The 22,507-nt window shown below is 61.9% G+C and carries 22 protein-coding genes; 8 read left to right on the forward strand and 14 right to left on the reverse strand.

All coding sequences use genetic code 11. The features are described 5' to 3' along the window. Nucleotides 1–95: 95 nt before the first annotated feature. The 3 genes from NEZ08_RS00140 to NEZ08_RS00150 form a co-directional block, all read right to left on the reverse strand. Nucleotides 96–350, reverse strand: a complete 255-nt coding sequence (locus NEZ08_RS00140) for a hypothetical protein (protein ID WP_298101648.1) — start codon at nucleotides 348–350, stop codon at nucleotides 96–98. Nucleotides 351–419: 69 nt separating this feature from the next. After that, nucleotides 420–1,736: a cyanophycin synthetase gene (locus NEZ08_RS00145; protein WP_298101650.1), complete on the reverse strand. Its 1,317-nt coding sequence runs from the start codon at nucleotides 1,734–1,736 to the stop codon at nucleotides 420–422. Further along, on the reverse strand, nucleotides 1,729–2,733 hold the full coding sequence (locus NEZ08_RS00150; protein WP_298101652.1) for a hypothetical protein: 1,005 nt from the start codon (nucleotides 2,731–2,733) through the stop codon (nucleotides 1,729–1,731). Before NEZ08_RS00150 ends, NEZ08_RS00145 begins: the two co-directional genes overlap by 8 nt. A gap of 331 nt (nucleotides 2,734–3,064) precedes the next feature. On the opposite strand from NEZ08_RS00150, the gene NEZ08_RS00155 reads away from it, so the two are divergent. Beyond that, nucleotides 3,065–3,838 (forward strand): ferredoxin--NADP reductase, encoded by a 774-nt coding sequence (locus NEZ08_RS00155; RefSeq protein ID WP_298101654.1) that lies wholly within the window; start codon nucleotides 3,065–3,067, stop codon nucleotides 3,836–3,838. Nucleotides 3,839–3,861: 23 nt separating this feature from the next. Here the strand turns inward: NEZ08_RS00155 and NEZ08_RS00160 are convergent, their stop codons facing one another. Further along, complete coding sequence (locus NEZ08_RS00160; protein WP_298101656.1) at nucleotides 3,862–4,194, reverse strand: DHCW motif cupin fold protein; 333 nt, start codon at nucleotides 4,192–4,194, stop codon at nucleotides 3,862–3,864. Nucleotides 4,195–4,541: 347 nt separating this feature from the next. Here NEZ08_RS00160 and NEZ08_RS00165 point away from each other — a divergent pair, with 347 nt between their 5' ends. Beyond that, a complete protein-coding gene (locus tag NEZ08_RS00165; RefSeq protein ID WP_298101659.1) occupies nucleotides 4,542–6,167 on the forward strand; it encodes an FMN-binding glutamate synthase family protein in 1,626 nt (541 codons plus the stop codon). Nucleotides 6,168–6,387: 220 nt separating this feature from the next. On the opposite strand, the gene NEZ08_RS00170 is transcribed toward NEZ08_RS00165, so the two are convergent. The 5 genes from NEZ08_RS00170 to NEZ08_RS00190 all read right to left on the reverse strand — a co-directional run bounded on the left by NEZ08_RS00170 (nucleotide 6,388) and on the right by NEZ08_RS00190 (nucleotide 11,972). Beyond that, nucleotides 6,388–7,698, reverse strand: a complete 1,311-nt coding sequence (locus NEZ08_RS00170; protein ID WP_298101662.1) for an AAA-associated domain-containing protein — start codon at nucleotides 7,696–7,698, stop codon at nucleotides 6,388–6,390. 15 nt (nucleotides 7,699–7,713) lie between these two features. Further along, complete coding sequence (locus tag NEZ08_RS00175; RefSeq protein ID WP_298101664.1) at nucleotides 7,714–9,447, reverse strand: ABC transporter permease subunit; 1,734 nt, start codon at nucleotides 9,445–9,447, stop codon at nucleotides 7,714–7,716. Between the two features lie 323 nt (nucleotides 9,448–9,770). Then, nucleotides 9,771–10,775, reverse strand: a complete 1,005-nt coding sequence (gene dmeF / locus NEZ08_RS00180) for a CDF family Co(II)/Ni(II) efflux transporter DmeF (protein ID WP_298101667.1) — start codon at nucleotides 10,773–10,775, stop codon at nucleotides 9,771–9,773. A 7-nt stretch (nucleotides 10,776–10,782) separates the two neighbouring features. Further along, nucleotides 10,783–11,061: a metal/formaldehyde-sensitive transcriptional repressor gene (locus NEZ08_RS00185; RefSeq protein ID WP_298101669.1), complete on the reverse strand. Its 279-nt coding sequence runs from the start codon at nucleotides 11,059–11,061 to the stop codon at nucleotides 10,783–10,785. 95 nt (nucleotides 11,062–11,156) lie between these two features. Further along, a complete protein-coding gene (locus NEZ08_RS00190) occupies nucleotides 11,157–11,972 on the reverse strand; it encodes a creatininase family protein (RefSeq protein ID WP_298101672.1) in 816 nt (271 codons plus the stop codon). A gap of 96 nt (nucleotides 11,973–12,068) precedes the next feature. On the opposite strand from NEZ08_RS00190, the gene NEZ08_RS00195 reads away from it, so the two are divergent. Genes NEZ08_RS00195 through NEZ08_RS00215 form a run of 5 tightly spaced genes read left to right on the forward strand, consistent with a single transcriptional unit; the run spans nucleotide 12,069 to nucleotide 16,402 of the window. Continuing rightward, nucleotides 12,069–13,067, forward strand: coding sequence for an ABC transporter substrate-binding protein (locus tag NEZ08_RS00195; protein WP_298101714.1), 999 nt, complete (start codon nucleotides 12,069–12,071; stop codon nucleotides 13,065–13,067). 10 nt (nucleotides 13,068–13,077) lie between these two features. Beyond that, on the forward strand, nucleotides 13,078–13,890 hold the full coding sequence (locus tag NEZ08_RS00200; protein ID WP_298101675.1) for an ABC transporter ATP-binding protein: 813 nt from the start codon (nucleotides 13,078–13,080) through the stop codon (nucleotides 13,888–13,890). 59 nt (nucleotides 13,891–13,949) lie between these two features. Next, on the forward strand, nucleotides 13,950–14,726 hold the full coding sequence (locus NEZ08_RS00205; protein ID WP_298101678.1) for an ABC transporter permease: 777 nt from the start codon (nucleotides 13,950–13,952) through the stop codon (nucleotides 14,724–14,726). Continuing rightward, complete coding sequence (locus NEZ08_RS00210; protein WP_298101682.1) at nucleotides 14,727–15,716, forward strand: 2-hydroxyacid dehydrogenase; 990 nt, start codon at nucleotides 14,727–14,729, stop codon at nucleotides 15,714–15,716. It abuts the gene before it with no gap. Further along, nucleotides 15,716–16,402: an AprI/Inh family metalloprotease inhibitor gene (locus NEZ08_RS00215; protein ID WP_298101685.1), complete on the forward strand. Its 687-nt coding sequence runs from the start codon at nucleotides 15,716–15,718 to the stop codon at nucleotides 16,400–16,402. The genes NEZ08_RS00210 and NEZ08_RS00215 overlap by 1 nt, the downstream gene beginning before the upstream one ends. Here NEZ08_RS00215 and NEZ08_RS00220 read toward each other — a convergent pair. The 5 genes from NEZ08_RS00220 to NEZ08_RS00240 all read right to left on the reverse strand — a co-directional run bounded on the left by NEZ08_RS00220 (nucleotide 16,386) and on the right by NEZ08_RS00240 (nucleotide 20,535). Beyond that, nucleotides 16,386–16,559 (reverse strand): hypothetical protein, encoded by a 174-nt coding sequence (locus tag NEZ08_RS00220; protein WP_298101688.1) that lies wholly within the window; start codon nucleotides 16,557–16,559, stop codon nucleotides 16,386–16,388. The genes NEZ08_RS00215 and NEZ08_RS00220 overlap by 17 nt on opposite strands. A 70-nt stretch (nucleotides 16,560–16,629) precedes the next feature. After that, nucleotides 16,630–17,394 (reverse strand): DNA repair protein RadC, encoded by a 765-nt coding sequence (radC, locus tag NEZ08_RS00225; RefSeq protein ID WP_298101691.1) that lies wholly within the window; start codon nucleotides 17,392–17,394, stop codon nucleotides 16,630–16,632. 91 nt (nucleotides 17,395–17,485) lie between these two features. Then, entirely contained in the window at nucleotides 17,486–18,022 is a 537-nt protein-coding gene (locus tag NEZ08_RS00230; RefSeq protein ID WP_298101694.1) for a hypothetical protein, read from the reverse strand. Between the two features lie 268 nt (nucleotides 18,023–18,290). Then, entirely contained in the window at nucleotides 18,291–19,115 is an 825-nt protein-coding gene (gene map, locus NEZ08_RS00235) for a type I methionyl aminopeptidase (RefSeq protein ID WP_298101697.1), read from the reverse strand. 103 nt (nucleotides 19,116–19,218) lie between these two features. Then, nucleotides 19,219–20,535: a mechanosensitive ion channel domain-containing protein gene (locus tag NEZ08_RS00240; protein WP_298101702.1), complete on the reverse strand. Its 1,317-nt coding sequence runs from the start codon at nucleotides 20,533–20,535 to the stop codon at nucleotides 19,219–19,221. A gap of 191 nt (nucleotides 20,536–20,726) precedes the next feature. On the opposite strand from NEZ08_RS00240, the gene NEZ08_RS00245 reads away from it, so the two are divergent. Beyond that, on the forward strand, nucleotides 20,727–22,507 hold a 1,781-nt coding region (locus NEZ08_RS00245; RefSeq protein WP_298101705.1), incomplete at its 3' end, for a potassium/proton antiporter.

Here is a 22,507-nt window from a genome sequence, read left to right on the forward strand (position 1 = left end):
GCGAATTTGCCACGGAGCGCCGCAGCCTCGAAGCGGAATGTTTGTCATCCCGCGTCGCCTGCATTCGCGGTCGCTGCGCTTGCCTCGATCGGACCCTACTTGATGTTGAAAAAAGACTTCGTCGCGTTGATCGCATTGTTGAAGGTTGCCTTGGTCTGACCTGCCACCGTCGTTGCCTCGTAGGTGGCCCCCGCCGAGAAGCCGGTCTTCGATCGCAACCCGACCGCGACCTCGGTCTGGCGGAGAAGATTGCCGAACGTGGAGGATGTCGGCGGTTCGGCCTGATTGCGATTCGTCGGCCTGCTGATCACGGCAGGCGCTGGAGTCGGAACGGGTAATATGCTGCTCATGCGGTGCTCCGAGAGTGCAGCACCATCGGCCGGTTATGGTTAATGAATCGTTAGCGGCAGCGCTTGGTCTCAGAGGAACGGCAATGTCGTCGCTTCGAGCCCCCGCACAAGAGCCGCAAATTCGATCGCCGTGAACAGGCCGCCGGCGACATAGATTCGACTATGCCGCGATTGAGCCAGCGCCTTGCTCGCGCTGAATGCCTGCTCGATCGTGGCGGCGATTTCGACATGCGCGTGCGGATTGATCCGGTGCATGGTCGCGGCCAGTGCGGCAGGGTCGCCGCCTTTGTGGTGGGCGGCAGTGCAGATGATGGTGTCGAATTCCATGGCAAGCGCAGCGCCGACTTCCGCGGTGTTCTTGTCGAACGACACGCCTGCGACGAGAATCCAGTTTTGCTTGCCGTAGATCTGCTGGAGAGAGGCGAGCGCCTGACGGATTCCGTCCGGCGTATGGCCGACGTCGATGACAGTGAAGGGGTCTTGTGAGATGACCTCCAGCCGGCCCGGCCAGCGCGCCTCACGCAGGCCGTTCCGAACCGCGCTCTCGATGCCGACGGCTGGCTCGCCGGGCCGCGCGCGCTCGGTCCAGCGAAGGAACAGTGCGGCTGCAATCGCGGCATTGTTGAGTTGGAAGCTGCCGGCCAGCGCGACCTCCATCGCGCGGAAATCATGAGCGCCAAAAGCGAAATCGAAGCGTTGCCTGTCCGTCGCGGCGGATTCGCCGCCGATCCTGATTTCGTCGCGGACGAACAGGCTTTCGACTTTCCGGTTGCGATTGTATTCCATGAGGTGGGGACGCAAGGCGCGGCAATTCTCGCCATAGATGATCGTGCCGCCGGCTGCGCAGGCGTCACTTTTGTCGGACACGATCAGTTCCAATGAATTTCCCAGCAACACGACGTGCTCGTAGTCAACCGACGTGACCGTCGTGATGTAGCTTCCCACGAGGCGAACCGGATCGTAGCGGCCGCCGATGCCGGCCTCGAACACCACGAATTCGCAGTCGCGTTCTTCGAAATACAGACAGGCCAGCGCGAACATGGCCTCGAACGCGCCGAACCGTTCGCCGCGCTTGTCTGAAACAGCTGTGATCGCGGTTGCGATCCGGTCAGACAACCCGTCGAGCTCGTGATCGGAAATCGGTACGCCGTCGATCTGAAATCGTTCGTTGACGTGAAACAGATGCGGGGAGGTGAACAGGCCGGTGCGCAGGCCGAAAGCGTGTCCGATCGCGGCGCAAAAGGCCGCCGTCGATCCCTTGCCGTTGGATCCCGTGATCGCGAGCGATCGTTCCTGCAATCTCGCCCGATCGATGCAAAGCCGCTCGAGCAGTTCAGCCATTCGCGCGAGACAAATGCCGTCGCCAAATTTCGGCAGATCAAACATCTAATAATCCAACCGCGCAAAACGCGTGGCGCCAGATTTTCAGGATCAGGTCGGGCCGTTGCAAGTCCTGCAGCAGCCGGATCGAAGGATTGGAGTTGACCTCGATAACGGCGATCTGGTGCGGTTTTCCATCGATGTCGGTGAACAGGTCGACGGCGGCAGCGCGCAGTCCAAGTGCGCGAACGGCGTCGCGAGCCATGGCGATCGCGGCCAAAGGGGGCGAGGCAAACGCCATGTGGCCGCCTGCGCTGAGATTCGTCCGGCCCGGAATTTCGAAGCGTTCGCCGGCGGGCAAGACCCGATCGAGCGCGGCTTGCGGGATCGCCCCTGGATCGATCCCCGAAAGACCGCGGCCCTTCAGCGCGGAATTGTGCGAGCCAAGGAGATCGCGCAGGCGGCGCGTGCCGTCGCCCTCGACAACAGGCGGAGATTTTCGCGCGGAATAAACCACTTCGTCGTCGAGCATGAAGATCCGGTATTCGTGGCCGCTGACGACCGGCTGCATCACCACCGCGTCGTAATGCGGCGCGACCTCGTCGAGATACCGTCCAAGCGAGACCTCATCTGTGATGGCTTGGGCGAAATCGCCGCGCGATCCCGTGAGCGGCTTGAGGAAGGCGCGCCCGTTCAGCTTCCTGAAATAGTGGAAGGCATCGTCGCGCTCGTGGCCGGCGGGACGGAGCGCGCGGTGTCTTGCGGTCAAAAAGAAATAGCTGCCGCCAAGGTTCGGGATATCGGCCTTGTGAAGGATTCGATTGGCAAAATATTTGTCGGAAGCGAGCGTCGCTGATGTCGCATTGTTTTGCGGATACCATGAGCACCGGCCGGCGCCGAAATACACCGCTTTGACTTCCGAGGTGACGCGAAAGATGAGGCCGGTGCCGCCGTCGACGTCTTCGAACCCAAGCCCCAACGCGGCGCAGGCAAAGGCGGCATACACAGCCTGGTCCGGATAGAAGGCGGGCTTCCCTTCGCGAAATTCCTGCAAATTCGCCATGCGATACCGGCGCGACCCGTCGTTTTCGAATTTTGAAGAACATCTCTAACCAATTTTCCCGCCCAAAGGCGGCATTAATCGGCTGAATTGGAGGGCCATCAGGCAAGTTAATTGCTCAGTCCAGCGGCCCGGGAGAAGGTTTTGGCAGATGGCCTGTCAAACGAGCCAGACCTGCAATTTTCGAACGGATATCTTGCAGTGCAGCATGTTGACACTCCGGTAAAATCGGTTAGTTGAAGAGCGGCAATTCCTCAATCGCCACAGAGGCTTCTGCCGATTCGAACGGGAAGTCCCGGCTGGCTCTTTTTGCAAGACGGAAGCGGAAAATCAGATGAGCGCGTTTCATCGAGAGAAGGTTCTTTCTGTGCGGCACTGGACCGATTCATTGTTCAGCTTCCGTGCTACCCGCAACACCGGCTTCCGGTTTCAGAACGGCCAGTTCGCGATGATCGGACTCGAGGTCGACGGGCGTCCGTTAATGCGCGCTTATTCGATGGCGAGCGCCAACCACGAGGAAGAGCTCGAATTCTTTTCGATCAAGGTCGCCGACGGTCCGCTGACCTCGCGTCTGCAAAAGATCAAGGAAGGCGACACCATCCTGGTCGGGCGCAAAGCCACCGGCACCCTGATCGCTGACAATCTGTTTCCCGGAAAGCGCCTGCTGTTGCTCTCGACTGGCACGGGACTCGCCCCGTTTGCCAGCCTGATCAAGGATCCCGATGTCTATGACCGGTTCGAGCAGATCGTACTTGTGCATGGCTGCCGGCATGTCTCGGAGCTCGCTTATGGCGAGCAGCTGGTGGCGAAGCTGAGGGATGACGAGTTGTTCGGACCGTTGCTCGCCGAGAAGCTTACCTACTATCCGACGGTCACCCGCGAGCCGTTCCGCAACCGCGGTCGCATCACCGACCTGATCACCTCCAAGCAGCTGTTCAACGACATCGGCCAGGAGCCACTGAATATCGAGGACGACCGCATCATGATGTGCGGCAGTCCGGCGATGCTGGAAGAGCTGCGTCAGATGTTCGATGCCCGCGGCTTCGCGGAAGGAAACCACAGCGAGCCTGGTCACTTTGTGATCGAGAAGGCGTTTGTCGAGCGCTGAGCTCCCGATACCGTTGGGCCTTCTCAGTCGACGATGAAGAGCTTCGCTCCCGTTTCGGTCGATGAGCGGTGCGGCGCATCGCCGAAATCTGAAACCTGATAGCTCATTCCGGGCCGCAGCCTAAAACTGCGGCCGTCGCTCAATTCGGTGTTCAGCTCGCCTTCCAGCACGTAGAGCACGTGACCCCGATCACACCAGTGGTCGGCGAGATATCCAGGGGTGTACTCGACCATGCGGATACGGATGTCGCCGATGTTGAGAGTACGCCAGAGCGCCTGACCGGTTTCACCGGGGTGAATGGTGGTCGCAACCTCGCTCCAGTCGGTCACCGTGAAGGGCAGCTGCGGAATCTTCATCTCTCGATGTCCTTTGTCTTCTGCAAAGCGCCAAGGCCGGCGTATCATGATGCCCAGAGCATATCCCCGGTGCACCACAAGCGCATAACTACCGAGCGCTGTTGATCCGACGATTGTGCGAAAAGCCGCTACGTTGCGGTGCGAAAAGCGCCGGGACCGATCGGGCCCGGCCGCCAGCCGGATTGATTATTCTTCGGCTGATTGGGTAGCTTGGCCCAAAGGCAAATCACCGGCAGCCCAATTGTCACATCCGTGATCGTTGCCGCCGGTAATGTGATTGGCCAATTCGCGCAGGCGCGTCAGGCTGCAAATGCGAAAGGCGCCTGACTCATCACCGAGGGGACCCCATGGAAACGCTGATGCTGCCGTTCTCGCCACGTTTTATCGTATTGACGATATGCGCGGTGGTGACAGCGCTGCTGCTCGGCATCGGTCTCGCCGATCACAAGGCATTCGATCTGGTGCTGATCCCGCTGTTGATCTTTGGCGCGCTTACGCTGCTTGGCATTCGCGATCTGATGCAGAAGAGCCATGCCGTGCTGCGCAACTATCCGATATCGGCCCATTTGCGTTTTCTGCTTGAGGAGATCCGCCCCGAGATGCGGCAATACTTTTTCGAGAGCGAAAAGGACGGCATGCCGTTCTCGCGCGATACCCGCGCCGTGGTCTATCAGCGCGCGAAAATGGTGCTCGACAAGCGGCCGTTCGGCACCCAGGAGGACGTCTATCGCGAAGGCTATGAATGGATTCATCACTCGGTGGCACCGAAGGTTCATGCCGACCAGAAATTCCGCATCACCATCGGCGGCCCGGATTGCACGAAGCCGTATTCAGCTTCGGTATTCAACATTTCGGCGATGAGTTTCGGCGCGCTCAGCCCAAACGCGGTGCGCGCGCTTAATGCGGGCGCGAAGAAGGGCGGCTTTGCGCATGATACGGGCGAGGGAGGTGTCAGCCCCTATCACCGCGAAAACGGCGGCGACCTGATCTGGGAAATCGGCTCCGGCTATTTCGGCTGCCGTAACCTCGACGGCTCCTTCAATGCAGATGAGTTTGCGCGCATTGCCGTCGACCCGCAGATCAAGATGGTCGAGCTCAAGATGAGCCAGGGCGCCAAGCCGGGCCACGGCGGCGTGTTGCCGGCAGCCAAAGTCTCGCAGGAGATTTCACGTATCCGCGGCGTTGCGATGAACGAGGACTGCATCTCGCCGGCGACGCACCGGGCATTTTCGACACCGCTTCAGATGATGGCCTTTATCGGCGAAATGCGACGCCTGTCCGGCGGCAAGCCGGCGGGCTTCAAATTGTGCATTGGTCACCCCTGGGAGTTCCTGGCAATCTGCAAGGCGATGCTGGAGACCGGCATCTATCCCGATTTCATCGTAGTCGACGGCAACGAAGGCGGTACCGGCGCGGCGCCGCTCGAGTTCATGGATCACTTGGGCATGCCGATGCGCGAGGGCGTCAATTTCGTCCACAATGCGCTCGTCGGCATCAATGCGCGAAACCGCATCCGCATCGGTGCGTCCGGCAAGATCGCGACCGCCTTCGACATGGCCCGCGCCATGGCGATCGGCGCCGACTGGTGCAATTCGGCACGAGGCTTCATGTTCGCACTCGGCTGCATCCAGTCGCTGAGCTGCCATACCGATCGCTGCCCGACCGGGGTGACGACGCAGGATCCCTCGCGCAACCGCGCGCTGGTGGTGCCGCACAAGGTTGAGCGGGTGTTCAACTATCACCATGCCACGCTGCACGCGCTGGCGGAGCTTCTGGCTGCCGCCGGGCTCGATCATCCGCAGGACCTTCGGCCGATCCACTTCTCGCAGCGGACCTCGACGACCGAAGTGCTGACCTTTGCCAAGCTCTACCCCGCGCTTCGTCCGGGCGAGCTAATTGACGGTACGAGCGATCCGCGCTTCGCCGAGGCCTGGGCGATGGCGCGGCCGGATAGCTTTGCGCCGGTGATTTGAACAGGTGCGGGGCGTCCTCTCGAAAGCAGCGCGTGCGCAGGAACTACGCTCGTGGCTAGTACCGCCGATCTGAAGTCCCTGCACCACAAGCGGCGAATTCGATCAGGGACTTCAGATCGATAACGCGGTACTCGAATCAGTAAATTAGCCAGTGCCCATGACTTTCCGAAGTTCGTGAAAGTGGGTGCTGAGGTGTCACGAGAACTTCGGAAAGCGGGCGCTAGTGCGGATTTTCGAGGCTAAAGGTCTCCGACTGTTCGTCATAGGCGAACAGCTCGGCGTAACGTCCCCATGACACGATGGTCTTGAGGGTTTCGTCTGCCGCCTGCTCGCTCATGTAGTCTTCCAGCTCATTGCGGAAGCGCGCCTCGGGTGCGGTGTGCGAAGGCCGTTCGTCGAGCACCCGCCGCACCAGGCCGATCACCGGCACGTAGTTGATCATGTGCTCGGCGAACAGCCGTTTGCGCGCGTCGGTTTCCATGTTGGCAAAGCGCTTGCCGGCATCAGTCAGCATCAGATCGCCCTCGCTCAACTGGGCGAAGCGTAAAAGCTGCAGTGACTCGCCGAGGTGGAAGATTTCGTCCGCCTCGAGTTGCAAGTGGCCCGCGAGAACCGGCAGGTCCGCATGCCCGTTATAGGGCGGCGCGGCCAGCGTCTCGATCAGGCCCGACAGCACGTTGGAGGAGACGTGGTTGAGAACCATGCCGACGCCGGTACCATGAATGCCTTCGAGGGTCGGCGCCTTCGGTTCGGGGCGCTGCGTCATGCGAGCATAGATGCTGTCGACCAGCTGGCGGAAGGCCGGGTCGAGCCGATTGCGCGGATGCGGCAGGTCCACCTTGATCTCGGAAGCGACGCGGCCGGGATTGGAGGAAAACACCAGGATGCGGTCGCACATCAGCACGGCTTCCTCGATGTTGTGCGTCACCATCAAGACCGATTTGATCGGCAGGCGGCCTTCGATCCAGAGATCTATCAGATCGGTACGGAGGGTTTCGGCCGTCAGCACGTCAAGCGCCGAAAACGGCTCGTCCATCAAGAGCAGGTCTGGATGTACGACCAGTGCGCGGGCGAAGCCGACGCGCTGGCGCATTCCGCCTGACAATTCCTTCGGATAGGCGGATTCAAATCCATCGAGGCCGATCAGGTCGATCGCCGCCAATGCGCGCTTGCGGCGCTCGGCGTTCTCGATGCCCAGCGCCTCCAGGCCGAGTTCGACGTTTTGCAACACCGTCAGCCACGGAAACAGGGCGAAGGACTGGAACACCATCGAGACGCCGTTCGGAGGTCCGATGATGGTTTCTCCTCGGCATCTGGCATCGCCCGCCGTCGGCGCGATGAGACCTGCGATTATGCGCAACAGCGTGGACTTGCCGGAACCGGAGCGGCCGAGCAGGCCGACGATCTCGCCAGACCGGATCGTCAGGTCGACCTTTTCGAGAACCAGGATCTCCTCGCCGCTGCCCTTCGGGAAAGAGCGGCAGACGCCACGGATATCGAGCAGGTTGGCTTCTTTGGAGGTGTCGAGCATAAGGATTCCCTAGCATTATCCGAGGCGAAGGCGGCGTTCTCCGAAGGCGTAGAGCGGTCTCCAGATCAGCCGGTTGGACAACGTGACGATGACGCACATCACGACGATGCCGAGCACGACGCGTGGAAAATCGCCGGCCGCCGTCGCTTGCGCAATATAGGAACCAAGCCCCCTGGCCATCAGGTGAGTGTTGCCCCAGCTCGCCACTTCCGCGACGATGGAAGCGTTCCACGATCCACCCGAGGCGGTGATGGCACCGGTGATGTAATAGGGAAAGATTCCGGGCAGGATCACTTTGGTCCACCACCGCCATCCCTGCAGGTGGAAGCTGCCGGCTGCCTCGCGAAGATCGCTCGGGAAAGCACTGGCGCCCGCAATCACATTGAACAGGATGTACCACTGGGTGCCGAGGATCATCAGTGGGCTCAGCCAGATGTTGGCATTGAGGTCGTAGCGCACAATGATCACCACGAACACCGGAAAGGCGAGGTTAGCCGGAAAAGCGGCCAGGAATTGCGCCAGGGGCTGCACGCGTTCGGCGAATTTCGGCCGCAGGCCGATCCAGACGCCGATTGGTACCCAGATCAGCGAGGCCAGCGAGATCAGCACAAGGACGCGGACGAGCGTGATGAAGCCGTCGCCCACCGCAGCAAACAGGTCCCCCAGGTTCAGCGTCCTCGACATGAACCGGTAGGCGAGCCAGCCGGCATAGCCGGTCGCGACCGCGATCAAGGCGAGCCAGAGCGCATCGACGAGGCGCGACGGCGAGCGGGTGGTCACGGGCAACCGCAGCCCTTCCGGCAATCTCACGTGGAGGTTTGAAAACGCCCTGTTGGTAGCCGCGAAGGGCGCAGTGAGTGCCCGCAAGGCACGCGTGCGGCGGAACAGATCGAGCATCCAGGAACTTGGTGCGGCGCCGGACGCCGTCTGCTCGAAGCGAAACTTGTCGGCCCAGGCTACTACGGGACGGAAAAGAAACTGGTCATAGGCAATGATCACGAGCAGCATGGTCAGTATGGCATAGCCGATCGCCGGCAGGTCCTGCTTCTCGATCCCGAGAGCGACATAGGAGCCGATCCCGGGCAAGGTGACCGTGGTGTTGCCGACGGTGATCGCCTCCGAGGCCACGACAAAGAACCACCCGCCTGACATCGACATCATCGTATTCCAGATCAGGCCGGGCATGGCGAAAGGCACGTCGAGGCGCCAGAAACGCTGCCATCCCGAGAGATGAAAGCTCTGCGAGGCCTCCTCGAGATCCTTTGGTACGTTGCGGATCGACTGGTACAGGCTGAAGGTCATGTTCCAGGCCTGGCTGGTGAAGATCGCAAACACGCAGGCCAATTCGGCCCCGAACACCTGACCAGGAAACAGATTCAGAAAGAATACGACCGTAAAGGTGAGGAAGCCCAGGATCGGCACCGATTGCAGGATGTCGAGCAGCGGGATCAGCACCATCTCCGCCCGGCGGCTCTTGGCAGCGAGCGTGGCGTAGCAAAGGGTGAAGATGATCGAGCACACGATGGCGAGCAGCATGCGCATGGTCGTGCGCAGCGCGTACACCGGCAGATGGGCCGGATCGAGTGAAACCGGCGAGGCGTCCAGCGCCGACAGCGGAAGTGTCGTCTGCGCGCCGCCATAGACAATGAGTACCATCGCCCCGACGACGAGCACGAGCGCGACGATGTCCCAAATGTTCGGCCGCAGCGCCTGTCCCAGCCTCGGCGTCAGGATATCGTCCAGCGTCATGCGGACTGCCTTCCCGCCGGGAACCCCTGGCTGTTCACTTTAGACATCGCTCACTTCCATTTCCGCGATCAGCGCGGCTGGCCGGAGAGCGAACAGTCCTTTAGGCCGGACCGCCAATCCTCACGCGGCTTAAGCGAGCGCGATCAATTCTGAATGTTGCCGGCTCCGCCGTCCCGGTCAGAGCCGGGTTGACGTCGCCGAAGGCGGTACTGCCCATGGCCGGTTGATATGCCTGCTTGTCAGGATTGGAGGATTTAGTTGACACTAATTTTACAGTGACGCGCGGCACCTACGCCCGGCGCTTGCTGCTGTCAACCGCCGATTTACGGGCGGTGCTGAACTTCGACGGTGACATGCGACAAGTCGGCAAGATGCGCCAGCCGCTGCCGGTAATGGGCAGGCCCGCGCTGTGCCGATGTCGCGATCGAAACGATCGCGCCGAGATGCCCCGGCCCCAGCCGCCAGAGGTGCAGGTCGGTGACCCGGTCGCCCTCGCTTTCGATGGCGCGCCTGACCTTCTCGGCCATCCCGGCGTCTGGCACGCGGTCGAGCAGGATCGCCCCGGTGTCGCGCACCAGCCCAACCGACCAGCTTGCGATCACCAGCGCACCGATCAGTCCGGCGAGCGGATCCATCCAGAGCCAGCCAAACGTGCGGGCCAAGAGCAGGCCGATAATGACCAGAACCGAGACCGCGGCATCGGCCGCGACGTGAACCACAGCCGCGCGCATGTTGTTGTCATGGTGGTGGCGCGCGCGGGCGTGGTCATGATCGTGGTCGTGGTGATGGTCGTCGTCATGGTCGTGGTCGTGCGGATGATCGTGGTGATGCGCGTGGCCGTGACCATGGCCGTGCCCGTGGTCATGGCCGCCGGCCAAGAGCCAGGCGCTGGCGATATTGACCAGAAGACCGAGCGCCGCGATCACGATCGCCTCGTTGAAGGCGATCGGAACCGGATTGAGGAAACGAAGCACTGCTTCATAGCCGATCAGAAGCGCAATCATCGCCAGGACGATGGCGCTGGAGTATCCGGCGAGGTCGCCGAACTTCCCGGTTCCGAAGGTGAAATTGGGGTCGAACGCGTATCTGCGCGCCAAGGTATAGGCGAGCGCGGCGAGCAGCAGCGCGCCGGCATGGGTCGACATGTGAAGACCGTCGGCGATCAAGGCCAGCGACCCGAAGAGCGCTCCGCCGACGATCTCGGCCACCATCATGGCCGTGCAGAGGACAATCACCGCCCAGGTCCGCCGCTCTGCGCGCGCGTGGTCACGGCCCAAAAACACGTGGTCGTGGGGCGGCGCCTGTAAGACTGTGCCTTGCTCCGTCATGTTCGTCTCACTTCAGATAGGTGTGAACCACATCGATGAGTTGATCGGCGGCTTCCGAGTTGAGGGCGCCTGGATTCCTCTCCGGGTCCACCAGATGGGTGCGAATATGGTCCTCGACCACCTCGGCCATCAATCCGGCAACGCTGCCGCGGACCCCCGCGATCAAATGCATGATGCGTTCGCATCCAGCCTCTTCCGCCAGCGCCCGCTCGATCGCTTCCACTTGGCCGCGGATGCGGCCGACGCGCGCGATCAGCTTCCTTTTCTCTTTGATAGTGTGGGACATTGTCGGACGAACATAGGGTACCCCCCTATTCTATGTCAATCGGCCCCCGTGAGGGATGCGCCCGGTGCCGCCCGCCGGCGGGCCCAGAACGGAACTCAGCGTTGCGGACGGTTGGACAAACGCTCCAGGTCGAACCGGTCGACCTCGGTCAGCAATTCGCAGAAGCTGCGCGCGCCCTGATCGATCAGGCCCTCCCCCTTCTCCGCGGAGGCGAGCGTCGCGTTGCCCACCGCGCCGCTAGGATGAAGGTCCTGGGTCTGCCAGGCAAATGGGGCGGGCCGCTGCGCGGAGAGCCAGCGAAACTCGTTCTTCATGGCGATCGTTGAGGGACGAAAATCGGCCATCGCTTCGCGCCGCACGTGTTCGCCGTGGCGCGCCAGCATGATCGACGTCTCGACAGCGCCCCCGTGAATGCCGTGCTCGATTTCCTCAGCGGGAAACAGTTGCTCAGGCGCCGAGAGCCGGCCCCAGGCGGTTGTCACCACCAGCATCCTGGCATGGGTGCGCAGCTCCTGCGCCACCAGGCTCATCGCCGCGCTGTTGCCGCCATGGCTGGTGACGATGACGAGCTTTCTGAGGCCGGCGTTCGCGACGCTCTCGCCGAGTCCGATCCAGTTCTTGATGGCGGTTTGCGGCGACAGCGTCAGCGTCCCCGGGAAGTCGGTATGCTCGGACGAGATTCCGATCGGCTCGATCGGAAGAAAGGTCACCGGCATTGTATCGGCGAGCAGTTCGCGTACGCGAGCCAGATAGGCCTGCGCAATCAAGACGTCCGTTTCAAGTGGGAGATGCGGTCCATGCTGCTCGGTCGCGGCCAGCGGCAGCACGGCGATCCAGCGCGCGCGATCGTCACCCGCCGGATCGAGCCGGCCAAGGTCATTCCAGTCGCGGGGCGGGAGGGTTGAAGTCATGGCGCAAAGATAGTTTGTATGGGGTATCCGATCGCGCCCATCATGCGGCCAAACGGCCAACGGAGTCCAACCATGAAGCTATCCTTCCGGCCGCCGATGTTAGCGGCTTTCCTGGTGGCCATGGTGGTAGCGGGAGCGCCGGGATACGCCCAGACCAAGCTGGACAAGGTGTCTTTTGGCACCAACTGGGTGCCCGAAGCGGAGCATGGCGGGTTCTATCAGGCTTTGGCCGACGGCACGTACGAGAAATATGGCCTCGACGTTACGATCGTGCCCGGCGGTCCGAACGAGAACAACCGCATGCTCCTGATCGCGGGCAGGATCGACTTCTTCATGGCCGCCAATACGCTGATGTCGTTCGATGCGGTTGCCAACAACGTGCCGGTGGTCACGGTGGCGGCCATCTTCCAGAAGGATCCGCAGGTATTCCTGACCCATCCGGAGTCCAGGATCACAAAGCTCGAGGAGCTCAAGCCGTTGACGCTGTTCGTCTCAAAGGAGGGCATTTCGAGCTATTTCCAGTGGCTGAAGTCGGAATATGGATTTAGCGAAGACCACGTGAAACCCTACACCTTCAATTCCCAGCCGTTTATTGCCGACAAGCACAGTGCGATGCAGGGCTATGTCACTTCGGAGCCCTATGGAGTCGAGAAGGCAGCCGGGTTCAAGCCCGGCATCATCCTGCTCGCCGACTACGGCTGGAATACCTATTCGACCCTGATCGAAACGCGCCGCGATATCATCGACAAGAAGCCTGATCTGGTACAGCGCTTTGTGAGCGCTTCGATGATCGGTTGGTACAATTACCTTTATGGCAACAACACTGCGGCGAACGCGATGATCAAGAAGCTCAATCCGGAAATGACCGACGAAATGCTCGCATTCTCCGTCGCGAAGATGAAGGAATACGGGATCGTCGATTCCGGCGATGCCTTGCACGACGGTATCGGCGCCATCAACGATGCGCGGATGGCGAGCTTCTTCGACAAGATGGTGCGGGCCCATGTCGTCCGCTCCGATATCGACTATCGCAAGTCCTACACGCTACGTTTTGTCAACAAGGGCGTCGGCCTCGACCTGCGGCCGAAGAATTAGGCTGCCGCGAATGGCGAACTCGGCGGCTTCCAGAGGGTCAGACGTTGATCCCGCAGGCCTTGCGGTCGATCTGCGCGATGTCGTCAAGGCATATGACAACGGCGTCGTCGCGCTCGGGCCGATCGATCTTGCGGTGCGCCGCGGCGAATTCGTGTCCCTGCTCGGGCCATCCGGCTGCGGCAAGTCCACCGCGCTCCGCCTGATTGCCGGCCTCAGCGGCCCGACCTCGGGCACCGTCAATGTGACGCGGCCGGCTCGCACGGAGAACGGGCGCCATCCGATCGGCTTCGTGTTTCAGGAGCCGACGCTGATGCCGTGGACGACCGTGCGCGAGAATGTGCGGCTGCCGCTGAAACTGGCGCATGTGCCGCCTTTGGAATCCAGAGAACGCATCGACGCGGCGTTGGCGCAGGTCGGGCTTCGCGAATTTGCTGACAGCTACCCCCGCGAATTATCGGGCGGAATGAAGATGCGGGTGTCGCTTGCCCGTGCGCTCGTCACCGATCCCGATATCCTCCTCATGGACGAGCCGTTCGCGGCGCTCGACGAGATCACGCGCTTCCGCCTCAACAACGATCTTCTGGCGTTATGGCGTAGCCTGCAAAAGACCGTCATTTTCGTCACTCATTCCGTCTTCGAGTCAGTCTATCTGTCGCAGCGGATAATGGTGATGACGTCGCGGCCCGGACGCGTTGCCGCTGAAATTGCCATCGAAGCCGCCGAGCCGCGCGGCGAGGCGTTTCGCACCTCCGCCGACTATGCGGGCTATTGCCGCAAGGTGTCGGAGACGCTGGCGCCTGCCTATTCGGAGCGATCCTCGTGAGCCCGCCCAAGGCCGCTCCCTCGCCTGCCGCTGTCCCCGCGAGTCAGGATAGTGGCAGCTTGCGCCTCGTTCGCCTTGCGCTTCCCATCCTTGTGCTCGCGGCCGGCATCGCCATGTGGGAGCTGGTGGTGCGGGTCAACGACATCCCGCCTTACGTCCTGCCTGCTCCATCGGCCATCTTCGCTACGCTGGTCCGTGATTGGGGCGTGCTGTCGCAATCGCTGCTCACCACGCTGTTGACCACCTTCGAAGGTTTTATCGCGGCCGCGATCGGCGGCATCGCCCTGGCGCTGCTGTTCAATCTCTCGAGGTGGCTGGAATACTCGCTGTTTCCCTACGCGGTGGTGTTGCAGGTCACCCCTGTCATCGCGATCGCGCCGCTGCTGTTGATTTACCTGTCGCAAGCCACCGCCGTGGTGGTCTGCGCCTTCATCGTCGCCTTCTTCCCCGTGTTGTCCAACACGACGCTCGGTCTGAACTCGGTGGATCGAAATCTCGCCGGCCTGTTCCAGCTTTATGGCGCCTCGCGCCTGCAAACCCTGTGTCTTCTCAAACTGCCGGCTGCGCTGCCGTTCATGCTTGGCGGGCTTCGCATCGCGGGCGGCCTGTCACTGATTGGTGCCGTCGTGGCGGAAATTGCGGCGGGCTCCGCTGGCGCGGGATCGGGACTCGCCTATCGGATCGCCGAGTCCGGCTACCGGCTCAACATTCCCAGAATGTTCGCGGCCTTGCTGTTGCTCTCGGCTGCCGGAATTGTCATTTATGGCCTGCTGGCGCTAACCTCGCACCTGTTGCTGCGGCGCTGGCACGAAAGTGCGATTGGAAAGGAAAGTTAAATGGCGGGCGGAAATATTTCATCGGAGAAGATCGATCTTCTGATCTATGGCCCGAGCAAGCCGATCATCGACAAAGGGTTTTCCGATCAATACGTGCTTCATCCCGCAGAGACGCGCGCGGATCTCGAGCGCATCAGCCCGGCAGTCGCCGCAAAGATCAGAGGCGCCGCGGTGACCTACAGCACCGCCCGATGCGACGGGGGCGTGATGGCGATGTTCCCGAAGCTCGAAATCGTCGCGTCCTTCGGCGTCGGCTACGATCACGTCGAGGCAAACTATGCGCGCGAGCATAACATTATCGTGACCAATACGCCGGACGTTCTCACGGAGGAGGTCGCCGACATCGCGATGGGCCTTTTGATCGCGACCTTGCGCGAATTCGTCAAGGCCGACCGCTACCTGCGCTCCGGGCTTTGGACCACGCAGCAATACCCATTGAGCGTCGGCTCGCTGCGCGACCGTACGGTCGGGTTCGTCGGCATGGGCCGGATCGGCCAGGCGATCGCGCGGCGCTTGGAGGCATCGCTGGTACCGGTGGTCTATCATACGCGCAATCCGGTCGCGGGTCTCAAATACAAGCACTATCCCGACCTGCTCGAGATGGCGAAAGCCGTTGACACGCTGATGGTAATCGTACCCGGCGGTCCGTCGACGGCGAAAATGATCAACGCCGATGTGTTCAAGGCGCTCGGCCCGCGCGGCGTCATCATCAATGTCGCGCGCGGCTCGGTCGTCGATGAAGAGGCAATGATCGCGGCATTGAAGTCGGGAACGATTCTGGCCGCGGGTCTCGATGTGTTCGCCAACGAGCCCGACGTACCGGACGAACTGAAGGCGATGCAGAATGTGGTGCTGCTCCCGCATATCGGCTCCGCGTCCGTCGTCACCCGCAACGCCATGGATCAGCTCGTGGTCGACAACCTGAAAGCCTGGTTCGCAGGCAAGCTGCCGCTGACCCCGATTGCGGAAACTCCGGTGACGGGGCGCTGATGCGGCGCGCTGCGGCCATCATCCTGGCGGCGCCGCTTGTCTGCGGACACCCGGTCGCCGCGCAGGATGCGGCAGCGCTGAAAAAGGACATGATCGGCCAGTGGGAACTGGCCACCGCGGACCGCAGCAGGACCTGCGTCGTGACGTTGCAAGGCGACGCGACACCGCAGGGCCTGAAACTCGAGCTTGAGCCAGGCTGCGCCAAGGCGTTGCCCTTCGCCAAGGATATCGCTGCCTGGAGCGTCAAGGGGCTTGATATCGTCCGCTTGCAGGATGCGGGCGGCGAGCCGGTGGTCGACTTCACCGAGGTCGAAAGCGGCATCTTCGAAGGGGTGCGGCAGGGCGAGGGCGTCTTTATCCTGCAGAACCTCGTTGCGGCGCGCTCGCTCGCGAAATCGATGGACCAGATGATCGGCGACTGGGCGATGGTGCGCGGCAACGGTCAGACCATTTGCGGCCTGACGTTGACCAATACCGATGCTGGCCAGAACGATTTTCAGGTGTTCCTGAAGCCGAAATGCGATCCGGTGGTCGCCGCGTTCGCGCCGACGCACTGGAGGCTCGATCACGGCCAGATCCTGCTGATGTCCGACAAGGGCGAGACCTGGCAGTTCGAGGCCGACGACAACGCGCAGTGGCGCCTCGTGCCCGACAGCGCCGATCCGCTGATCATGGTACGGCAGTAAGACCGTCCGCTTCGCCGTTCGCTGAGCTATCCGGGTGAGTAACGTCGATCGCGATCTGGTCGCTCAATTCATCGACCCAATCCAGGAACTTGTCGATCAGGCGCGCCGGATCCAACAGCCGTCGCGCCGCGCCGTGTAGTCGCTCAATTGTGTGCATCACATCGATCCCCGCTCAGTCGATGAGTGAGGTACTCTCTCACGCATTCCGGAAAACGCGAAGCGGAGAGTTAACGGATGGTAAATGCACGAAGCCGAGCGGGCGCGCAGGCTAGATTCAGCCGCATCCCTTTCAGGCTGGCGTGCCCGTTTTTGCCGACGATGATGTGGTCGTGCACGGAAATGCCGAGCGGGCTTGCAATGCCGATGATTGCCTTCGTCATCTGGATATCCGCCTGCGAGGGCGAGGGATCGCCGGAGGGGTGGTTGTGGACGAGGATCACGGCAGTTGCGGATAATTCCAGCGCCCGCTTGATCACCTCGCGCGGATAGACCGGCGTATGATCCACCGTGCCGGTCTGCTGCACCTCGTCGGCGATCAGCTGATTGCGCTTGTCGAGAAAAAGGATGCGAAACTGCTCCTTCTCGGCAAACGCCATGTCGCTGCGGCAATAGGCGATGACGTCATTCCAGGACGACAGGGCGAGGCTTCGCTTGATCTCGCCTTTGGCGATGCGTCCCGCCGCCGCGGCCAGCAACTTGAGCTGGGTAATCGAGGCCTCACCGATGCCGTCGACTTCGCGCAGCAGGTTTTCCGGCGCGTGCACGACCTCGGCGAAGGAGCCGAATCTTTTCAGGAGCGCCTTGGCAAGCGGCTTGGTGTCGCGCCGCGGCAATGCCGCAAACAGCGCCATTTCCAACAGCTCATAATCGCTCAGCGCATCTGCCCCCGCGTCGTGGAAACGCGCGCGTAGCCGCTCGCGATGGCCGTGATAGTGCGGCGGCTCGTCGCGTGCCGGCTTTTTGTCAACAGGATCGGTACTCTCGCTGCCCATCGGCCCCAATGTGCCGTGGCGGGCGAGTTTTGCAACCGGGAAGTACGGTCATGGCCGGGCTGCGGCCGGTCACAATGCAACTCCGCGCGCTTCAGGCTTGCGTCCTGCGCCTCAGATAAAACTCGCCGGTGAGGCGCCAGGTCTGCCGCTCGTCGATCGATTCGCGGCTGACCCAATGAAAGGAATTGGCCGTGATCTCGAAGAAGCACCATTGGCAGATCGCGCCATCAGCCTTGCGGTACTCCTGGATAATGTCGGGGCCGGCCTGGCGGCCAATCATCCGGTCGTGTGTTTGCCGGACCGGATCGACGAAAGTGATGTCCCAGCAATCGTGCTGCGGATCATAGATGCGCAACGTCGTGCCGAACATTCTGTCGGGCTCACCGGGAGTGCGGCCAAGACGCGAGGGCACGATCCAGACGTCCTGAATGGCGCGTCCTTCGAGCGCCCAACCGAAATGCACTTCCGCACTTGAATCGAATCGCTCGCCGTTGGCGCCATATCTCGTGACCGTTCCGTCCCATGCGCCGACGAACCTCCCGTAAAGCATCATCTTGTCGGCACGATCCGGCGCCGGACCATCGGTGCCGGACAGCGCTTCGATGAAGGAGAGGGAAGCTTTTGCCATGATGTTCTCCAGGAGATGCCTCGTTCTGCGGCTAGTCCCGCCGATCTGAAATCCCTGCACCACAAGCGGCGAATTCAATCAGGGAGTTCAGATCGATAAAGCGGTACTCGGATCAACAGGTGTACGAGTGCCCATGACTTTCCGACGTTCGTGAAAGTGGTTGCTGCGATGGAGCACGAACTTCGGAGAGCGGGCACTAGGCTCGCCGCAAACCGAGGTCATGGCTTGGAGAAAATTGCTGGGTGAGCGGCTATGTCGCCGCAGCAAGTCACGCCTGCGCCGGCGGCTTTTCCTTGTGACGTTCCGACAGCGTGAACACTTCGACGCCGGTTGTGGTCACGCCGACCGAATGCTCGAATTGGGCGGAAAGCGAGCGATCCCGCGTCACGGCGGTCCATCCGTCGGACAGGATCTTCACGTGCGGCTTGCCAAGATTGATCATCGGCTCGATGGTGAAGAACATGCCGGGCCGGAGCGGTACGCCTTCGCCGGGCCGGCCGACATGAATGATGTTCGGCTCGTCGTGGAACAGCCGCCCCAGTCCATGGCCGCAGAAATCCCGCACCACGCTCATGCCTTGCGGCTCGACGTAGCTCTGGATGGCATAGCCGATGTCACCGGTGGTGGCGCCCGGCTTGACGGCGGCGATGCCGCGCATCATGGCCTCGTAGGTCACCTCGATCAGCCGCTCGGCCTTTCGCGCGATCGGCTGGATCGCATACATCCGGCTGGAATCGCCGTACCAGCCATCGACGATGAAGGTGACGTCGATGTTGACGATGTCGCCTTCCTTGAGGGCGCGGTCACCGGGCATGCCATGGCACACCACATGGTTGATCGACGTGCAGGTCGAGTAGCGATAGCCGCGATACATCAGCGTCGCCGGAAAGGCGCCATGGCTGAAGGCAAATTCGCGGACGAAATCATCGATTTTCGAGGTCGGCATCCCGGCCTTGACGATGTCCGTCAGTTCGTCGAGGCATTTTGCCACCAGCGCGCCCGCCTTGCGCATGCCGGCAAAGGCACCCGCGCCATGCAGCTTGATCTGCCCGGTTTTGCGCAGGGAGGTATCTGACGCCTCGACATAGCTCATGGATGGATCGTGTCTCGTGGGGAGGGCTGGCCAATGCGCCTAATTTAGTGATTAGCGCCGGCAGTGCAAGTTGGACGGAGCTCCGGAACCCCCGGTAGCGGTGTCAATCCGGGACTTCCACCGACGTGTCCACCGGCAGAGCACCGCCGCGGATCCGGAGCTCGCGCACCGGGTAAGGCACCTTGATGCCCTCGCGCCTGAACGTGTCCCACAGCATCAGCATCACCTCGCTCTTGACGGTGTCCATGCCGTCGGGGTCTGCGATCCAGAAGGTCAGGGAGAACTTCATGCCGGTCTCGGCAAAATCGGTGAGGATGCAGTTCGGTGGCTTTGACTTGATGGCGCGGGGGGCCGCCGCCGCGATTTCGACGGCGAACTGGCACACTCGCCGCGGGTCGGACTCATAGTTGGTGCCGAATGTCACCTTCACCAGCGTGTTCTTGTCGGTGTAGGTCCAGTTCGTGACCTTCTGCGTCACGAGGTCCTCGTTCGGAATCAGGAATTCGCGGCCATCGCCGGCGGCCACCGAAATATAGCGCGTCTTCATCGCGCTGATGCGCCCGGAGCTGTCACCGATGGTGACGAGATCGCCGGGTTTAACCGACTTGTCGGCGAGCAGAATGATGCCGCTGATGAAGTTGGCGACGATCTTCTGCAGGCCGAAACCGATGCCGACGCCGACCGCGCCCGAGAACACGGCCAGCGCGGACAGGTTGATGCCGACGGCACTGAGCGCGACCGCGACCGCGAGCACCATCAACCCGATGCGGATGATCTTCACCAGCAGCACCTGGACCGACGGGGTCAGGTCCGAAGACTGGTTGATGCGGCTTTCGACAAAATTGCTGGCGATATTGGTGACCCAGAGTGCGGCGATCAGGATCAGACCGAGCTTGATCACGAGCAGCGGCGTCAGGCGCAGCCCGCCCAGAACGACCGAAACCGAATCGAGCGCCTCGGCCATCGGATCGAGCTGGTTGATGACGCTCAGCGCCGCGATCACCCAGGCCGTGATCGAGACCAGCTTGACCAGGAACGCGTTGCGGATAATCGACGTCATCAGGCGGATGATCAGCCAGGCCAGCGCGAGCTTGGCCGCCACAACCAGCATGTAGCTGCGGCTCGGCCAAGTGGAATGGTACATCACGATCCGCGCGGCGATGACCAGGACCGCGAATACGACGGTGGAAAGGCTTTGCACCAGCACATACGCCAGTCGCCGCAGCGGAAGCGGCCATCGCTTGGCGAGCGAAGTGGTATCGACGCGCGCCCGAAATGCGGCGTTGGCGGCCAGCGCCATCGCGGCGGCAACCAGGATCAGACCGAATTGGAGATAGAAAAAGGGGGAGGAGATTTCGGCGCCGACGGAGCGCGCCACCATTCGCAGGTATTCGATGATGTCGTTCAAAGCCATCGTCAAATCTCATCTCGGGCAGAAGGCCGCGAGGCGCGGCGTGATTCGGGCGATTCTCACATAACCACTCCACTGGCGCTATCGCCGTGACGCGGTTTGATGCGTAATGAAGCGAAAAAGCAAGCCCGGGCAGAAATCGGTTGGCGTCCAACCGCGGCGACGATAAGGATGCGCTCACAAGGATTTACGTAACGCTCATGGCTTCTCTCGATCAGGTCAGCATAGCCATCCTGCTCGGTGCGGTGCTTGTCATGGCTGGCATCCTGTCGAGCCTGCTGGCGCTTCGCTTCGGCGCGCCGTTGTTGCTGGTATTTCTCCTGATCGGCGTTCTGGCCGGGGATTCCGGCCCGGGGCAGCTCGAGTTCAACGATTTGCGCAGCACCTATCTGGTCGGATCGGTGGCGCTCGCGCTGATCCTGTTCGATGGCGGCCTGCGAACCCGTCTGCAAAGCATCAGCGCGGTTCTGGCGCCATCCGTGGTGCTTGCGACCGCCGGCGTGCTGCTGACAGCGCTGATCACCGCACCCGTTGCCAGGTTTATCCTCGATCTGAGCTGGACCGAAGCGCTCCTGGTCGGCGCGGTAGTGGCTTCGACTGACGCGGCAGCGGTATTCCTGCTGGTGCATGCGCAGGGCCTGCGGCTGCGGCCGCGCGTCGGTGCGACCTTGGAGGCGGAGTCCGGCACCAACGATCCGTTCGCTGTCTTTCTCACCTTGATGCTGGTCGAGCTGATTTCCTCCGGCGGCAGTTCTTTCGCCCATGTCGCGATGGAACTCGGCCGGGAGGCGGTGTTGGGCGCGGTGGCTGGAATTGCCGGCGGCAGGCTGGTGGTGCTGGCGCTCAATCGCGTGGCCCTGCCGCAGGGTTTGCACGCACCTTTCGTGCTGACGGCCGCGCTCGTGATATTCGGCGCCGCGCAAATCGCCCACGCTTCGGGGTTTCTGGCGGTCTATCTCGCCGGCATTATCATCGGCAACCGGCCGACGCGCGCGCATAATGCGTTGGTGACGTTCCTGGATGCCGCGACCTGGCTGGCGCAGATCATCATGTTCGTGCTGCTCGGGCTTCTCGCCTCGCCGCAGCGCCTGATGGTGAGCATTGGACCTGCCATTGTCATCGCGCTTGTCCTGATGCTGGTGGCGCGTCCGCTCGCGGTGTTTCTGTGTCTGCAGCCGTTTCGCTTCAATTGGCGCGAGAAACTCTTCATCGCCTGGACCGGCTTGCGCGGCGCGGTCGCGATCTTTCTTGCATCGATCCCGATGCTGGTCGGGCTCTCAAAAGCCTATCTTTACTTCGACGTTGCTTTCGTCATCGTGGTGATTTCACTCTTGTTGCAGGGCTGGACGCTGGCGCCTGCCGCGCGGCGGCTCCATGTCGCGCTGCCGCGTTCTGACCGCGGTCCCCGCCGGGTCGAGCTCGACCTTCCCGGCCAACTCGAGCAGCAACTGGTCGGCTATCCGGTCCGGCCGAAAAGCCTGTTTTTCCGGCGCGGTCTCACGCCGTCCTGGTCCAAGGCGACGCTGGTGATCCGCGAAGAGCACATTCTCTCGCCCGCGGAGGCCGATCCGGTTCGGCCTGGCGATTACATCTACCTGCTCGCGCCGCCGGAGAAGGCGGAGGCGCTCGACCGCTTCTTCGTCGACATGCCGCCGAGTTCAGCTCCCGACCCGCATCTGCTCGGCGATTTCACGGTGTCCGGTGAGCATACGTTAAGCGAACTGGCCGAAGTCTACGGCGTCAGAATCAATCCCGACGAAACCGCCCTCACGCTCGCCGATTATTTCGACATCCATCTCGACCACGCACCAAGAGAGGGCGCCGCGCTCGAGCTCGACAGCATCGTTCTGGTCGCGCGCAGCATCAGCGGCGGAAGGGTAAACATGATCGGCCTTCGCCTGCCCGAAGATCCGGAAGAGGTGCCGCCACCGACGCCACCGCTTGCATTACTCAAGCAGAAACTGGCCGGCTTCTGGTCGTC

Source organism: Bradyrhizobium sp. (assembly GCF_027451485.1).
Classification (GTDB): domain Bacteria; phylum Pseudomonadota; class Alphaproteobacteria; order Rhizobiales; family Xanthobacteraceae; genus Bradyrhizobium.

Coding starts and splice junctions, on each gene's coding strand:
- NEZ08_RS00140 (WP_298101648.1), bottom strand. CDS start 350: ATGAGCAGCATATTACCCGTTCCGACTCCAGCGCCTGCCGTGATCAGC.
- NEZ08_RS00150 (WP_298101652.1), bottom strand. CDS start 2,733: ATGGCGAATTTGCAGGAATTTCGCGAAGGGAAGCCCGCCTTCTATCCG.
- NEZ08_RS00215 (WP_298101685.1), top strand. CDS start 15,716: ATGCGGCGCGCTGCGGCCATCATCCTGGCGGCGCCGCTTGTCTGCGGA.
- NEZ08_RS00160 (WP_298101656.1), bottom strand. CDS start 4,194: ATGAAGATTCCGCAGCTGCCCTTCACGGTGACCGACTGGAGCGAGGTT.
- NEZ08_RS00195 (WP_298101714.1), top strand. CDS start 12,069: ATGTTAGCGGCTTTCCTGGTGGCCATGGTGGTAGCGGGAGCGCCGGGA.
- NEZ08_RS00165 (WP_298101659.1), top strand. CDS start 4,542: ATGGAAACGCTGATGCTGCCGTTCTCGCCACGTTTTATCGTATTGACG.
- radC (WP_298101691.1), bottom strand. CDS start 17,394: ATGGGCAGCGAGAGTACCGATCCTGTTGACAAAAAGCCGGCACGCGAC.
- map (WP_298101697.1), bottom strand. CDS start 19,115: ATGAGCTATGTCGAGGCGTCAGATACCTCCCTGCGCAAAACCGGGCAG.
- NEZ08_RS00175 (WP_298101664.1), bottom strand. CDS start 9,447: ATGACGCTGGACGATATCCTGACGCCGAGGCTGGGACAGGCGCTGCGG.
- NEZ08_RS00200 (WP_298101675.1), top strand. CDS start 13,078: ATGGCGAACTCGGCGGCTTCCAGAGGGTCAGACGTTGATCCCGCAGGC.
- NEZ08_RS00190 (WP_298101672.1), bottom strand. CDS start 11,972: ATGACTTCAACCCTCCCGCCCCGCGACTGGAATGACCTTGGCCGGCTC.
- NEZ08_RS00145 (WP_298101650.1), bottom strand. CDS start 1,736: ATGTTTGATCTGCCGAAATTTGGCGACGGCATTTGTCTCGCGCGAATG.
- NEZ08_RS00170 (WP_298101662.1), bottom strand. CDS start 7,698: ATGCTCGACACCTCCAAAGAAGCCAACCTGCTCGATATCCGTGGCGTC.
- dmeF (WP_298101667.1), bottom strand. CDS start 10,775: ATGACGGAGCAAGGCACAGTCTTACAGGCGCCGCCCCACGACCACGTG.
- NEZ08_RS00210 (WP_298101682.1), top strand. CDS start 14,727: ATGGCGGGCGGAAATATTTCATCGGAGAAGATCGATCTTCTGATCTAT.
- NEZ08_RS00185 (WP_298101669.1), bottom strand. CDS start 11,061: ATGTCCCACACTATCAAAGAGAAAAGGAAGCTGATCGCGCGCGTCGGC.
- NEZ08_RS00230 (WP_298101694.1), bottom strand. CDS start 18,022: ATGGCAAAAGCTTCCCTCTCCTTCATCGAAGCGCTGTCCGGCACCGAT.
- NEZ08_RS00155 (WP_298101654.1), top strand. CDS start 3,065: ATGAGCGCGTTTCATCGAGAGAAGGTTCTTTCTGTGCGGCACTGGACC.
- NEZ08_RS00220 (WP_298101688.1), bottom strand. CDS start 16,559: ATGCACACAATTGAGCGACTACACGGCGCGGCGCGACGGCTGTTGGAT.